Genomic DNA, 13,442 nt, shown 5'->3' with positions numbered 1-13,442 from the left:
GCTACGCGATCTCCGCGGCGACGCCGGCGAGACGCGGCAACACGGTGTCGCGCCAGCCCGGACCCATCCGCTCGAACGCGTCGCGGCTGCGCTTGTCGTCGAGGTCGAAGCCCGAGTGGTCGAGGAACAGGCGCGTGCCCGTACCCTCGGGAACGAGGCGCCACACCAGGGTCCAGTTCTCGGTGAACGTGTAGACGAAGCGCCGTTCCGGCTCGACCTCGACCACTTCGCACGGCACGGCGCCCCAACCGGGCATGTCGAGGTGGAACCGGTGCCCGACGGTGGCGGCGATATCGCCCGCGGCCCACCAGCGGGCGAGCAGATCCGGTTCGGTGAGGGCGCGCCACACCTTGGCCGGCGGCGCGGCGATGAACTGGTCGACGGAGATCTGGGTGGTGGTGCGGTCGGTCACGAGTCCTCCTCGAGGAAGTCGGCGAGTGTGCGCAGGCGGTGACGCCAGAACCGCTCGAACGGGTGCAGCCAGTCGCCGACGTCGGCGAGCGGCTCGGCGGTCAGGTAGTAGTGCCGCTGCCGTCCGGACGGTTCGTCGCGGACGAGCCCGGCCCGGCGCAGCACCTGCAGATGTTCCGCCACCGCGGGGCGGCTGAGGTCGAACCGGCCCGCGAGGTCCCCGGCGGTGAGCGGTCCGTCCACCAGGATCTCCAGCAGACGCCGTCGCACGGGGTTGGCGAGGGCGAGGAAGACGTCGTCGTCGGGCACGGGGCGAGCTTATGTCGGAGATTTCCGACATGTCAATAATCTCCGACACGTCCTTTTCTTGACTAATTCCAAAAAGACGCAATACTGGAACACATGCAACACGACACGGATCCCAAAGCGCAGCTGCGCGGCGTGGGTCTCCGTGTCACTGCACCACGTGTTGCAGTGTTGAATGCGGTTGCCGTACGGCCGCATTCCGACGTCGACGACATCGCAGCCGTAGTTCGCGAAGAGCTGGGATCGGTCTCCACCCAGGCGGTATACGACGTCCTCAAGGCGTGCACCGCCGCCGGTCTGCTCAGACGTATCGAACCCGCGGGATCGCCCGCACGGTTCGAAACCCGTACCGGAGACAACCACCACCACCTCGTGTGCCGCAGCTGCGGGACCGTCGTGGACGTGGACTGCGCCGTCGGCGAGGCACCGTGCCTCGACCCCTCGCAGGCCCACGGATTCGAGATCGACGAGGCCGAGGTCGTCTTCTGGGGGCTCTGCTCCCAGTGCCAGACCGACGCGCAGAGCGAAACCGGGTCGGCAGCAGCCCTGTCCTGATCCCGGTTCGTCCCCGCCGATACACCCTCACCCGATTGCAACCTGGAGGCTTTGCCATGCCTGAAACACAGCGCGCGACCACCACCAACGCCGGGATTCCCGTCGCCAGCGACAACGAGTCGCTCACCGCCGGGCCGCAGGGTCCCATCCTGTTGCACGACCACTACCTCGTCGAGAAGCTCGCGCAGTTCAACCGCGAGCGCGTCCCGGAGCGCGTCGTCCACGCCAAGGGCGCAGGCGCGTTCGGCGAACTGGTCGTCACCCACGACGTGAGCCGCTACACGAAGGCCACCCTGTTCCAGCCCGGCGCGAAGACCGAATCGCTGGTGCGGTTCTCCACCGTCGCAGGTGAGCAGGGCAGCCCCGACACCTGGCGCGACCCGCGCGGGTTCGCCGTGAAGTTCTACACCGAGGACGGCAATTACGACCTCGTCGGCAACAACACGCCCGTCTTCTTCATCAAGGACCCGATCAAGTTCCCCGACTTCATCCACTCGCAGAAGCGGCTGCCCGGATCCGGTCTGCGCGACCACAACATGCAGTGGGACTTCTGGACGCTGCGGCCCGAGTCCGCACACCAGGTGACGTGGCTGATGGGTGACCGCGGCATCCCGAAGACGTGGCGGCACATGGACGGTTTCGGCTCGCACACGTACCAGTGGGTCAACGCCGACGGCGAGCGGTTCTGGGTGAAGTACCACTTCAAGACCGACCAGGGCATCGAGTTCCTCACCCAGGACGAGGCCGACAAACTCGCGGGCACCGACCCCGACCATCACCGCGCCGACCTCTACGACACGATCGCCCGCGGCGAGTTCCCCAGTTGGACGCTGAAGGTCCAGGTCATGCCCGTCGACGAGGCCGAGGGCTACCGATTCAACCCGTTCGACCTCACCAAGGTGTGGTCGCAGAAGGACTACCCGCTGATCGAGGTCGGCAAGTGGACCCTCAACCGGAACCCCGACAACTTCTTCGCCCAGATCGAGCAGGCGTCGTTCGAACCGTCGAATGTCGTTCCGGGAATCGGCTTCTCACCCGACAAGATGCTGCTCGGGCGGGTCTTCTCCTACGCGGACGCGCACCGGTACCGCATCGGCGCCAACTACGCCCAACTGCCGGTCAACGCCCCGAAGAACCAGGTGAACTCGTACTCGCAGGACGGCGCGATGCGGTACGCCACCAATTCACCCGAGACCCCGGTGTACGCGCCGAACTCGTACGGCGGCCCGCACGCCGACGCGTCGCTCGCGGGCGACGAAGGCCTCTGGGCGTTCGACGGTGAGTCCGTGCGCGCCGGTTACGTCGAGCACGCCGAGGACGGCGACTTCACGCAGGCGGGCACCCTCGTCCGCGAGGTCCTGAGCGACGACGAACGCGACCGCCTGGTCAACAACATCGTCGGTCACGCACTCGGCGGTGTCAGCGAACCGGTTCTGCTGCGGGTGTTCGACTACTGGAAGAGCGTCGACCCCGACCTGGGCAAGCGAGTGGAAATCGGTGTCCGGGAAGGACAGACCGGGAACTGATGTCGTTGGTGGGGCACGCTCAGAGCAGGCCCCACCAATAGATCAGCAACGCGAGAACGAATACCACCACAGTTTCCACGACGACCCTCCTTCGCCCGGCTGCACGCACCGCACGATTCCATCATCCCCCATGCCCTTCGGGCCCGTGAGTACTTCTCAACCGCCGGCGGTTAACAAGTACTCACAGGTGTGTGACGGGTGTGTCGGATGTTGTTGCTAGGTTGAGCGGTGTCAGGACACCGGCTCGGATGACCGTGTCCCGAGTCGGGGTCGAAAGGTGCTGTCTTCCATGGTGATGGGTCCCACCCATGCAATGTCCGGTGCGGCCGTCGGTCTGGCGGTGGCAGATCTGCTGCCGCTCGACTGGGGTGGGCCCACGTCCACCGCAGAGACGTTGACGTTCGCGGCGGTGTGCGCCGGGGCGGCGCTGCTCCCGGACCTCGACACGAGCCAGTCGACGGTGTCGCGGTCGTTCGGTCCGGTCAGCAGCGTCGTCGCGAAGGGTGTCGACGCGGTGTCTCTGGGTTTCTACACGATCACCAAGGGCAAACGCGACGGCAAGCGGCGGGGTGGGCACCGTACGCTCACCCACACCGCTCTGTTCGCGGCCGGCATCGGGGCCGGGGTGTCCGCGCTCGTCGTCCAGTTCGGTAAGCCCGCCATCATCGCGACGCTGTTCGTCTGCCTCGGCCTGGCCCTGCGCGGGCTGGCCGGTGAGCTGGCCAAAGAAAAAGGCTGGCTGGCGGTTTCGGCGGTCGCCGCGGTGCTGTCCGCGCTCACCTGGCAGTCGTATCCCACTGAAGCCGGTTCCACCGGGCTCGGCGTAGCCGTGGCCCTGGGATGCGCCACCCACTGCCTCGGGGACGCCATCACCAAGGAGGGCGTCCCCTTCCTCGCGCCGTTCCTCACGCTCGGCAAGCAGCGGTGGTGGGAGTTCCGGCTCCCGTCGTTCCTGTCCATCCGGGCGGGCGGGCCCTTCGAGAAGGTCGTGCTCGGGCCCGCCCTGACGGTGGCCGTCGGACTCATGGTCATCTGGGCCATCGACGGTGCGCCGCAGGCAATCTACGACGCATTCGTGCCCGCACCGAAGTGACGCGGGGACTCGGCGACTCAGGCGGCGAGCATCTTCTCGAGGTCGTCGAGGACGAGCATCGCCCCGGTCGGTCCGAGCGCGAGGAACCAGGTCTCGTCGCTGACGTGCACGGACTTGCCGGCCTTCACCGCCTGCATCTGGTTCCAGAGCGGGCCGCCGACCACGGTCGACTCGTCGGTGGTCTCGGGTGCGCCGTAGCTGGAGTAGAAGATCCGGTCGGCGTCCGCCTCGCCGATCGTCTCCTGGCTCACCTCGACAGCGAGTTCGTCGATGTTCTGCACCGTGGGGCGCGGGAGCCCGACGTCCTGCAGAATGACGCCGATGAACGACAGATTGCCGTAGAGGCGGATCTTGCCGGACATGAACCGGACCAGCGAGATCGTCGGCTCGCCGGTGATGGACTCCCGGACCTCGTCCGCGCGGGTCTGGTAGGCGTTGAGCACGCCCTCCGCCTTGGTCTCCTCGCCGAGGGCGTCCGCGACGAGCAGGAAGTTCTCCTTCCACGGGAAGCCGGGGCGGATGCCGAACACGGTCGGTGCGATCGACGACAACTGCGGGTACAGCTTGTCGGCGCGCAGCTTGCTGCCGAGGATCAGATCGGGCTGCAGCGCGGAGATCGCCTCGAGGTTCAGGTTGTTGGTGGTCCCGACGTCCGGGACTCCGGCGAGCTTGTCGGCCAGGTAGGACGGCTGTCCGGCGGCGCTCTCCGGGCTGGCCAGTCCGACGGGCGTGATTCCCAGGGAGAGCACGTCGTCCAGCTCGCCGCCGTCGAGGACGATCACCCGTTCGGGCTTCTTCTCGATGACGGTTTCCCCGAGCGCGTGGGTGATGGTCCGGGGGAAGACGCCGGGTTCGGCGTCGGTGCCGAGTTTGGCCGTCTCGGCGTCCGCCGTGGCGAACAGGTGGCCGCCGGTGGCGACGTCGGTGTTGCCGGCGGTCGAACCGGTATCGGTGGTGCCGCAGGCGGCGAGAAAGACGCTGGCCAGGGCGACCAGCCCGGCGCGTACGTAGAGCCTCGATGACATGAGGTGAGGCTAGCCTGAGGTGGTGGGGCGATGGTCTCGGGGTCAGGGCATCCGGAAAAGCCCCCACCACGCAGAAGAGGCCTCGACCGGCGAACCGGTCGAGGCCTCTTCTCGGTGTCTCACACTGTCGGGGTGGCGGGATTTGAACCCACGACCTCTTCGTCCCGAACGAAGCGCGCTACCAAGCTGCGCCACACCCCGTGTTGAACCTCGGCTAGCTTACATTACCCAACCAGTCACCATTAAATCCCCTGGTCAATTGCGTAAAACGGTGCTCTCCGACGACTCGGCGCGAGCCCGCGCGGTGTCGGCGTCCGAGCCGCCGCGCTGAGCCGGAACCAACGTCAGGAGCGTCGCCTCGGGGCGGCAGCAGAAGCGGGCGGGCGCCCACGGCGACGTCCCGATCCCCGCGGACACGTGCAGCTGGGTGTGCGCCCCCCACTTGGACGGCCCCTTCACCCGTGAGCGGTCGATGTCGCAGTTGGTGACGAGTGCTCCGTAGAACGGCAGGCACAGCTGACCGCCGTGCGTGTGGCCGGCCAGCACCAGGTCGTACCCGTCGTCCGCGAACCGATCGAGAACCCGCGGCTCGGGCGAGTGGGTGATGCCCAGCCGGAGATCGGCCAGCGGATTGGGCGGACCGGCGATGGTGTCGTAACGGTCGCGCTGGAGGTGCGGATCGTCGACGCCGGCCGACGCGATTCGGACCCCCGACACCTCGAGGTCGCGGCGCACGTGCGTGACGTCGAACCAGCCGCGTTCGGTGAACGCGGCCCGCAGGTCGCCCCACGGCAGCGGCTCGCCGAGGATGCGCTTGCGATCCTTGCGGAAGTACTCGAACGGGTTCTTCGGTTTCGGCGCGAAGTAGTCGTTGCTGCCGAACACGAACAGTCCGGGGCGGGCGAGCAGATTCCCCAGCGCCTGGACCACGGCGGGCACCGCCCGCTGGTGCGACAGGTTGTCGCCGGTGTTCACGACGAGGTCGGGGTCGAGGTTGTCGAGTTCCCGCAGCCAGTTCTGTTTCAGCCGCTGTCCGGGCATCATGTGCAGGTCGCTGATGTGCAGCACACGGAGCGTCGACGACCCGGGTTCGAGCACCGGCATCGTGACCTCACGCAGCGCGAACGCATTGCGCTCGATGAGCGAGGCGTAGCCGATGCCGAGGGCGGCGGCACCCGCCGTACCCAGGGCGGCGCGGGTCAGGTTGGTGCGGAACTCGTCAGACACTCTTCCAGGATACTGATGAGCGCAATCGAGATGCAGTGGACAAATCGGGGCGCGTAGCGTTTCGCCCATGCCAGATTCACTGAAAGCAAGACTGCGTTCCGACATGACGGCCGCCATGAAGGCCAAGGATTCGCTGCGCACCGCCACGATCCGCATGCTGATGGCCGCTGTGCAGACCGAAGAGGTTTCCGGCAAGGAAGCCCGTGAACTCACCGACGACGAGGTGCTGAAGGTCCTCGCGAAGGAGTCGAAGAAGCGCGGCGAGTCCGCCGAGATCTACACCGAGAACGGTCGGGGTGAGCTGGCAGCGCAGGAGCGGGCCGAGGCGCAGATCATCGACGAGTACCTGCCGACGCCGCTGACCGACGCCGAACTCGTCGACGTCGTGGACACCGCCATCGCGCAGGTGGCCGAGGAGATCGGTGAGCGTCCCGGCATGCGTCAGATGGGTCAGGTCATGAAGGCCGCCGGCGCGCTCGCGGGCGGCAAGGCGGACGGTTCGCGGCTCTCGCACGCGGTGAAGTCCCGCCTCTGACCCCCACGTGAGTGGGAAAGCGTGCGCCTACACACTTTCCCACTCACCTGCGGTCACCGGGGTATGGGCGGCAGCTGGATCGGCGGCAGGCCGGGCAGCTGGATGGGCGGAACGGGGATTCCCTGAGCCGGGGCCTGCGGGGGAGCGGCCTTCACCGATCCGTCGCTGACGTAGATCGTGATCGTCGACCCCGGAATCGCCGAACCGGACGGCGCCGAGCTCGTGACTATCCCCTTGGCGACCTGTGACGCGGTGGTGATCGCGTTCACGGTGAATCCGGCTCCCTGCAGGCGGGACGTCGCGGCCGACTGGCTCAGGCCGGTGACGTCCGGAACCTGACCGTTCTGCGAACCCCGCGCGTATTTCTGATCGATCGGCGGCAGCGTCGTCGGCCCGAAGTTGTTGGCGACGGGATTCATCGCGGCGAACCACGTCTGCGCGGGCTCGTTACCGCCGTAGAGATTTCCGTCACCACAGGGCCTCAGCGGGCCCGAGCAGATCTCGCCCGGTGTGGGCGAGTCGCCGAACACGTAGACGGCGGCGGCGAAGTTGTTCGTGAACCCGAGGAAGCCCGACGACATGTGGGACTCGGTGGTTCCGGTCTTACCCGCCATCGGGAGCGTCCAGCCGGCGCTGCCCGCGGCCCCGGCCGACGTGCCGCCGGCCTTGTCGTCCTTGCTCATGGCGTTGGCGAGGGTGTCCGCGAGGCCGGGCTCGACCACCTGCTCGCAGGCCTGCTGCGTGACCGAGACGGGCTTGCCTTCACGGTCGAAGACCGAATCGATGGGGGTGGGCGGGCACCACTTGCCGTGCGACGCGAGCGTTGCCGCGACATTCGACAGTTCCAGCGGATTGACCCAGGTGGGTCCGAGAGTGAACGAACCCAGATTCTGATCCTTCTGGAAATCCGCCATGCTGCGGTCGTCGAATCCGGAGGTGCCGGGGTCGGCGTACGACCGCAGCCCCAGCCGCACCGCCATGTCGACAGTGGGGGCGACGCCGGTGGCCTGGATGAGCTTGACGAACGCCGTGTTGGGCGACTGTGCGAGCGCGTCCGTCACGGACAGCGACGCCGGGTACTTGCCTGCGTTCTCGACGCAGTACGTGGCGGCCGGGCATCCGCGGGCACCACCGCTACCCATCCCGCGGGCCTCGAACCGCCCGGGGACGTCCAGGACGGCGTTGGTGCCGAGGCCCTTCTCCATGGCGGCGGCGGTCGTGAAGATCTTGAAGATCGACCCGGCGCCGTGACCGGCCAGCGAGTACGGCTGGGCCTGCACGGTTTCGTTGGCGTTCGCGTCGAGACCGTAGGTGCGGCTACTGCCCATCGCGAGGATGCGGTGTGAATCCTGGCCGGGCTGGACCACGTTCATGACGTTGGCGATGCCGTCGAGTCCGGGGCTGGCCTTCGCGGTGAGCGCCGCCTTGGTGGACGCCTGCACCGCGGGGTCGAGCGTCGTCTTGATCAGGTAGCCGCCCTTGTCGATCTGCTCCCGGCTGATGCCGGCGTTCGCCAGGTACTGCAGGGCGTAGTCGCAGAAGAAGCCGCGGTCGCCGGCGGCGATGCACCCGCGGGGCAGCCGGTTGGGTTCGGGCAGCACGCCGAGGGGTGTCTCCTTGAGCTCCCGCAGTTCGGCGGCGCGCTCGGGGATGCTCGAGATCATCGTGTCGAGAACCACGTTGCGGCGTTCGAGGACGCCCTCGGGGTTCGTGTACGGGTTCAGCGCCGAACTGGACTGCACCATGCCCGCGAGCATCGCGGACTGCTGGGTGTTCAGTTCGGACGCGTCGATGCCGAAGTACGTCTGGGCGGCGTCCTGGATGCCGAACGAGGCGTTGCCGAACGGCACCAGGTTGAGGTAGCGGGTGAGGATCTCGTCTTTGGTGAGTTCCTTGTCGAGCGTCAGCGCCATCCGGATCTCGCGGATCTTGCGGGCGGGCGTCGTCTCGATCGCGGCCCGGCGTTCGGCGTCGGTCTTGGCGACGACGAGCAGCTGGTAGTTCTTCACGTACTGCTGGTCGAGTGTCGACGCGCCCTGCTGCACCTCACCGCTGGTGGTGTTGGTCAGGAAGGCGCGCATCGTGCCCTGCCAGTCGACGCCCTTGTGCTCCGGGAACCGGCGGTCCTCGACGGAGACGATGGCGAGCTTCATCTCGTTGGAGATCTTGTCGCTGGGCACTTCGAAGCGACGCTGGTCGTACAGCCACGCGATGGGATTGCCCGCGGAGTCGACCATCGTCGAGACTGCGGGAACGGTTCCTTCGACCAGTTCGGCGGAGACGTTGTCGACGGTGTCAGCCGCCCTGTTGGAGGCGTAACCGAAGCCTCCGGCGAGCGGAAACATCACGCCGGCGAGGAGCACTCCTGCCAAGGCGGAGGATCCTGCGAGCTTCCCCACTGTTTTTGCAATCGACACGATCTACAGACTACGTGGGGTCTGAGGGTGCGCTGGTTGGGCGCAGAATTCGGCCAGGAAAATGCCCTGAGCACGGGGTATGGACGGGCGTACCAAAAAAGCATGTTCACCGTCTTGCGCGTGGCGGTTTCTTTACCTAAATTGTTGGAACAGTGTGATGGAGATAACACCCCATCGCTTATGTGGTGCAGCCTCGGCGTGCTACGCGCTGGGTTTGCGCAGACTCGAAGAGGGGAAACGAATGCACATGACCACCCCAACCAGCCGTCTGGACGTCGAGCAAGCAGAAGCGCGAATCGCCTGGGTCACCCAGGCCCGTTGCCGGGAAGTCGATCCCGATCAACTCTTTGTACGCGGCGCAGCACAGCGCAAGGCCGCAACCATTTGCCGGCATTGCCCGGTACTGATGCAGTGCGGAGCCGATGCACTCGACAACCGTGTCGAGTTCGGCGTGTGGGGTGGCATGACGGAACGTCAACGCCGGGCGTTGCTCAAGCAGCACCCCGAGGTGGACTCATGGTCCGATTTCTTCGAAGCTCAGCGGCAGCACCAGTCCGCTGTCTGAGATTCGGGATCGGATTCGCAGTCAGGCAGGACACAGGCGGGTGACCGGTTCTCCGGTAGCGAGCTGATCAGCTCGTCCGGGTGAGCTGGTCGCCTACCGCTCTCAAGGCCTCGAGGTCCGACACCTCGAACGGCAGCGAGGGCACGCCGACGATCGGCACCCGAGGGTGGGCCGCCGTGAACCGGCTCAGTAGTTGGACCTCACGCTTGGCGATCACCGCCCGATGGGCGTGGATTCGCAGCACAGCGGCGGTGAGGGGGTCTTGGTCCCCGAGTTGGTCGGCGGCAGTGACCGCGTGATCGGCCGACAGGGAACTGAGAGTGGGGTGCGTCCGATTCAGGACGAGGCCCGCGAGTGGCATCTCGTCGCCTGCGAGCCGGTCGACGAAGAAAGCCGCCTCACGCAGCGCATCCGGTTCCGCGGCGGCGATCACAAGAAACTTCGTTCCCGGCTGCCGGAGCAATTCGTAAGTGCGCGTTGCCCTTTCCCGGAATCCGCCGAACATCGAGTCCAATGACTGGACGAAACTCGAGGCGTCCGACAGCATCTGACTGCCGACGATGGTGGACACGCCGCGCAGCGCCAGGCCCATCGCGCCGGTGACGAGCCGGGTGAGGCCGCGGCCGGGCGCGGTGAGCAACCGGATCATGCGGCCGTCGAGGAACGCGCCCAGACGCTGGGGCGCGTCGAGGAAGTCCAGAGCGTTGCGCGACGGTGGCGTGTCGACGACCACCAGATCCCATTCGTCGCTGGAGGCGAGTTGCCCCAGCTTCTCCATCGCCATGTACTCCTGCGTTCCCGAGAACGAGCTGGCGACGGTCTGATAGAAGGGGTTCGCGAGAATCTGCTCCGCCTTCTCCGGCGTGGAGTGCTCGATCACCATCTCGTCGAACGTGCGGCGCATGTTCAGCATCATGGCGTGCAGTTCGCCCGTCGCGTCCGGTCCGAGCTGCACGGGCTGCGGCGTGTTGTCGAGTTCCGCGACGCCGAGAGCCTGCGCGAGCCGGCGTGCCGGGTCGATGGTCAGCACGACCACCTTGCGTCCCTGCTCCGCCGCGCGCAGTGCCAGCGACGCCGCCGTGGTGGTCTTGCCGACGCCGCCGGCTCCGCAGCAGACGACGATCCGCGTTGCCCTGTTCTGCAGAATCCCCGCGACGTCGAGTGCGGAGGCGGTGCGGCGACGCTCGTGTTCAATTGTCTGGGTCATCGGACACCCTGTTCCGTCAGATATTCCGCGAGCTCGTACAGCCCGCCCAGGTCCACACCGTCGGCGAGGGACGGCAGATGCAGCCGCGCCCCGTCCACTTCGCTGAGCTGTCCGGCGCTCTCCTCCTGCGCTTCGAGGACGGACGCGTGTTCGATCGTCTCGGTGAGCAACCCGGCGAAATTCTCCTCGTCCAGGGTGATCCCGGTCTTCTGCAGTCCGGCCCGGACGGCCTCGGCGTCGATGCGGCCCTTCGCGACGTCGGCGAGGGTGTCGGCGGGCAGGAACTGCGGGCTGGTGCGGTTGACGACGACGGTGCCCAGCCGCAGGTCGGCGCGGGCCAGTTCCTCTGCGGCGTCGGTGGTCTCCTGCACCGGCAGCGCCTCGAGCAGCGTCACGAGGTGGACGACGGTCTCGTCGGAATGCAGCAGGCGCACCACGCCCTCGCTCTGCGAGCGCACCGGCCCGCCCTTCGCGAGGTCGGCCATCGCCTTCGTCACGTCGAGGAAGTTGCCGATCCGCCCGGTCGGCGGGGCGTCCACGACGACGGCGTCGTACACCCGTTTACCCGACTTGTCGGAGCGCACCACACATTCCTTGATCTTGCCGGTCAGCAGCACGTCCCGGAGACCCGGTGCGATGGTGGTGGCGAACTCGATGGCGCCGAACTTGCGCATCGCGCGGCCCGCGAACCCGAGGTTGTAGAACATCTCGAGGTATTCGAGGAACGCGGTCTCGATGTCGATGGCCAGCGCCATGACCTCTCCGCCGCCCTCGGCGGCCGCGACCTTCGTCTCCTGCGGCGGCAGCGGGGGCACGTCGAAGAGCTGAGCGATCCCCTGCCTGCCCTCGACTTCCACCAGTAGTACGCGGCGTCCACCCTCGGCCAGGGCGAGCGCCAACGCGGCGGCCACCGTGGACTTTCCGGTGCCGCCCTTTCCGGAGACGAAGTGCAGCCGGGCCCGCGCGGCCTTCTCGGGCCACGTCGGGGTGAGCTGGTCTGGGGATGCAACCACGGGGTCGAGCCTATAAGTCTGGGAGCCGGGATGTGCGGGGGATAGGCTCACCGGCATGAGTGAATTGACTTCCTGGGAGTACGCCACCATTCCGCTGCTCACACATGCGACCAAGCAGATCCTCGACCAGTGGGGCACCGACGGCTGGGAACTGGTGACGGTGCTGCCCGGACCCACCGGTGAGCAGCACGTCGCGTACCTGAAGCGTCCGAAGGGCTGAGGGCCGTGGCGCAGACTCAGAACTGGTCCGCCCGCCTGACCGAACTCGGCATCACGCTGCCGTCCGTCGTTCCGCCGGTGGCCGCCTACGTGCCTGCCGTGCGCACCGGCAACTACGTCTACACGTCCGGGCAGCTGCCGATCGTCGAGGGCAAGCTGACGATCGCGGGCAAGCTCGGCGCCGGTGTGTCGGACGAGGACGCCAAGGCCGCGGCCCGGGCGTGTGCACTGAACGCGCTGGCGGCGGTCGACGCCCTCGTCGGCATCGACTCGGTGGTGCGGATCGTCAAGGTCGTCGGATTCGTCGCGTCCGCCGAGGGGTTCACCGGTCAGCCCGGCGTCGTGAACGGTGCGTCCGAGTTCCTCGGCGAGGTGTTCGGGGACGCGGGCGCCCACGCGCGCTCGGCGGTCGGTGTCGCGGAACTCCCGCTCGGCGCCCCCGTCGAGGTGGAACTCATCGCCGAAGTGCAACCGGAGTCGTAGAGCCATGACGCTTGCCCATCCGGCCTACGCCCGGGTGCGAGAGGTCACCCCGATCGTCTCGGTCGTGCTCGAAGACAATCCCGGCATGATGACGCTCGACGGAACCAACACGTGGATTCTGCGGGCGCCGGGTCGGGATGAGTGCGTGGTGGTCGACCCGGGCGACGCCGACGAGGAGCACCTCGCCCGCGTCGCGGCACTCGGACCGGTCGCATTGACGCTGATCACTCACCGTCACTTCGACCACACCGGGGGAGTGCAGCGGTTCTTCGAACTCACCGGCGCGCCCGTGCGCTCGGTGGACCCCGAGTTCCTCCGCGGCGGCGGCGAACCCCTCGTGGACGGCGAGACCATCGACGTCGCGGGTCTCACCCTCACGGTGATCGCCACGCCCGGGCACACGAAGGACTCGGTGTCCTTCACCGTGGAAGGTGAGGGCACCGTCCTCACCGGCGACACGATCCTCGGCCGCGGCACGACGGTGCTCGATGACTCGGACGGCGACCTCGGCGACTACCTGTCGTCGCTGCGCCGACTGCTGGACCTCGGCACCGGACATCGGGTGATGCCCGGCCACGGACCCGAACTGCCCGAACTGAACGTGATCGCACAGCAGTACCTCGATCATCGCGAGGAGCGGCTCGACCAGGTGCGGGCCGCGCTCGAGACGCTCGGGGGCACTCCCACCGTCCGCGAGGTGGTCGAGCACGTCTACTCCGACGTCGACCCGAAGTTGTGGCCGGTGGCGGAGAAGTCCGTCAACGTGCAGCTCGCGTATCTGCGCGGCCTCGACTGACCGCACAACGACTTCGGCCACCCCCTCGCCGTGAGGGGGTGGCCGAAGTCGTTATGAGAGGGGA

15 protein-coding genes and 1 tRNA gene are annotated in these 13,442 nt (G+C 67.4%); 8 read left to right on the top strand and 8 right to left on the bottom strand.

All coding sequences use genetic code 11. From position 1 onward, the window contains the following. Position 1: 1 nt before the first annotated feature. Positions 2-412: an SRPBCC domain-containing protein gene (locus P3H15_RS11540; protein ID WP_276137349.1), complete on the bottom strand. Its 411-nt coding sequence runs from the start codon at positions 410-412 to the stop codon at positions 2-4. Then, on the bottom strand, positions 409-720 hold the full coding sequence (locus tag P3H15_RS11535) for a helix-turn-helix transcriptional regulator (RefSeq protein ID WP_276137348.1): 312 nt from the start codon (positions 718-720) through the stop codon (positions 409-411). Before P3H15_RS11535 ends, P3H15_RS11540 begins: the two co-directional genes overlap by 4 nt. Before the next feature lie 93 nt (positions 721-813). Here P3H15_RS11535 and P3H15_RS11530 point away from each other — a divergent pair, with 93 nt between their 5' ends. From P3H15_RS11530 to P3H15_RS11520, 3 genes are all read left to right on the top strand, one after another. Then, positions 814-1,272 carry a Fur family transcriptional regulator gene (locus P3H15_RS11530; protein WP_276137347.1) on the top strand — a complete coding sequence of 153 codons (459 nt, stop codon included), beginning with the start codon at positions 814-816 and terminating at the stop codon, positions 1,270-1,272. 56 nt (positions 1,273-1,328) lie between these two features. After that, entirely contained in the window at positions 1,329-2,798 is a 1,470-nt protein-coding gene (locus P3H15_RS11525; RefSeq protein ID WP_276137346.1) for a catalase, read from the top strand. Between the two features lie 289 nt (positions 2,799-3,087). Beyond that, positions 3,088-3,891 (top strand): metal-dependent hydrolase, encoded by an 804-nt coding sequence (locus P3H15_RS11520; RefSeq protein ID WP_276137345.1) that lies wholly within the window; start codon positions 3,088-3,090, stop codon positions 3,889-3,891. 17 nt (positions 3,892-3,908) lie between these two features. Here the strand turns inward: P3H15_RS11520 and P3H15_RS11515 are convergent, their stop codons facing one another. The 3 genes from P3H15_RS11515 to P3H15_RS11505 form a co-directional block, all read right to left on the bottom strand. After that, positions 3,909-4,916, bottom strand: a complete 1,008-nt coding sequence (locus P3H15_RS11515; RefSeq protein WP_276137344.1) for an ABC transporter substrate-binding protein — start codon at positions 4,914-4,916, stop codon at positions 3,909-3,911. A gap of 127 nt (positions 4,917-5,043) precedes the next feature. Next, positions 5,044-5,117: transfer RNA gene (locus P3H15_RS11510), tRNA-Pro, on the bottom strand. Positions 5,118-5,171: 54 nt separating this feature from the next. Continuing rightward, positions 5,172-6,143 (bottom strand): metallophosphoesterase, encoded by a 972-nt coding sequence (locus P3H15_RS11505; RefSeq protein ID WP_276137343.1) that lies wholly within the window; start codon positions 6,141-6,143, stop codon positions 5,172-5,174. 67 nt (positions 6,144-6,210) lie between these two features. Here P3H15_RS11505 and P3H15_RS11500 point away from each other — a divergent pair, with 67 nt between their 5' ends. Then, positions 6,211-6,678, top strand: coding sequence for a GatB/YqeY domain-containing protein (locus tag P3H15_RS11500; RefSeq protein WP_005248498.1), 468 nt, complete (start codon positions 6,211-6,213; stop codon positions 6,676-6,678). A gap of 53 nt (positions 6,679-6,731) precedes the next feature. On the opposite strand, the gene P3H15_RS11495 is transcribed toward P3H15_RS11500, so the two are convergent. Further along, a complete protein-coding gene (locus P3H15_RS11495; protein WP_276137421.1) occupies positions 6,732-9,077 on the bottom strand; it encodes a transglycosylase domain-containing protein in 2,346 nt (781 codons plus the stop codon). A gap of 259 nt (positions 9,078-9,336) precedes the next feature. Here P3H15_RS11495 and P3H15_RS11490 point away from each other — a divergent pair, with 259 nt between their 5' ends. Continuing rightward, positions 9,337-9,660: a WhiB family transcriptional regulator gene (locus P3H15_RS11490; RefSeq protein ID WP_072938072.1), complete on the top strand. Its 324-nt coding sequence runs from the start codon at positions 9,337-9,339 to the stop codon at positions 9,658-9,660. A 67-nt stretch (positions 9,661-9,727) separates the two neighbouring features. Here P3H15_RS11490 and P3H15_RS11485 read toward each other — a convergent pair whose 3' ends face one another. Then, positions 9,728-10,867, bottom strand: a complete 1,140-nt coding sequence (locus P3H15_RS11485; RefSeq protein ID WP_276137342.1) for an ArsA family ATPase — start codon at positions 10,865-10,867, stop codon at positions 9,728-9,730. Further along, positions 10,864-11,880: an ArsA-related P-loop ATPase gene (locus tag P3H15_RS11480; protein ID WP_095862954.1), complete on the bottom strand. Its 1,017-nt coding sequence runs from the start codon at positions 11,878-11,880 to the stop codon at positions 10,864-10,866. Before P3H15_RS11480 ends, P3H15_RS11485 begins: the two co-directional genes overlap by 4 nt. Before the next feature lie 55 nt (positions 11,881-11,935). Here P3H15_RS11480 and P3H15_RS11475 point away from each other — a divergent pair, with 55 nt between their 5' ends. Genes P3H15_RS11475 through P3H15_RS11465 form a run of 3 tightly spaced genes read left to right on the top strand, consistent with a single transcriptional unit; the run spans position 11,936 to position 13,378 of the window. Beyond that, positions 11,936-12,100, top strand: a complete 165-nt coding sequence (locus P3H15_RS11475; RefSeq protein WP_276137341.1) for a hypothetical protein — start codon at positions 11,936-11,938, stop codon at positions 12,098-12,100. 5 nt (positions 12,101-12,105) lie between these two features. Next, positions 12,106-12,582, top strand: coding sequence for a RidA family protein (locus P3H15_RS11470; protein ID WP_087557261.1), 477 nt, complete (start codon positions 12,106-12,108; stop codon positions 12,580-12,582). Positions 12,583-12,586: 4 nt separating this feature from the next. Then, positions 12,587-13,378: an MBL fold metallo-hydrolase gene (locus P3H15_RS11465; protein ID WP_276137340.1), complete on the top strand. Its 792-nt coding sequence runs from the start codon at positions 12,587-12,589 to the stop codon at positions 13,376-13,378. Positions 13,379-13,442 lie beyond the last annotated feature (64 nt).

Source organism: Rhodococcus sp. T2V, from assembly GCF_029269925.1.
In the GTDB taxonomy this organism is placed as follows: domain Bacteria; phylum Actinomycetota; class Actinomycetes; order Mycobacteriales; family Mycobacteriaceae; genus Rhodococcus_F; species Rhodococcus_F koreensis.
This window is presented reverse-complemented; position numbering and strand designations above follow the sequence as displayed.

Bases quoted from the DNA above. Each gene is read 5' to 3' on its own strand.
- P3H15_RS11530 (WP_276137347.1), top strand. From the start codon at position 814: ATGCAACACGACACGGATCCCAAAGCGCAGCTGCGCGGCGTGGGTCTC.
- P3H15_RS11525 (WP_276137346.1), top strand. From the start codon at position 1,329: ATGCCTGAAACACAGCGCGCGACCACCACCAACGCCGGGATTCCCGTC.
- P3H15_RS11520 (WP_276137345.1), top strand. From the start codon at position 3,088: ATGGTGATGGGTCCCACCCATGCAATGTCCGGTGCGGCCGTCGGTCTG.
- P3H15_RS11515 (WP_276137344.1), bottom strand. From the start codon at position 4,916: ATGTCATCGAGGCTCTACGTACGCGCCGGGCTGGTCGCCCTGGCCAGC.
- P3H15_RS11500 (WP_005248498.1), top strand. From the start codon at position 6,211: ATGCCAGATTCACTGAAAGCAAGACTGCGTTCCGACATGACGGCCGCC.
- P3H15_RS11490 (WP_072938072.1), top strand. From the start codon at position 9,337: ATGCACATGACCACCCCAACCAGCCGTCTGGACGTCGAGCAAGCAGAA.
- P3H15_RS11485 (WP_276137342.1), bottom strand. From the start codon at position 10,867: ATGACCCAGACAATTGAACACGAGCGTCGCCGCACCGCCTCCGCACTC.
- P3H15_RS11475 (WP_276137341.1), top strand. From the start codon at position 11,936: ATGAGTGAATTGACTTCCTGGGAGTACGCCACCATTCCGCTGCTCACA.
- P3H15_RS11465 (WP_276137340.1), top strand. From the start codon at position 12,587: ATGACGCTTGCCCATCCGGCCTACGCCCGGGTGCGAGAGGTCACCCCG.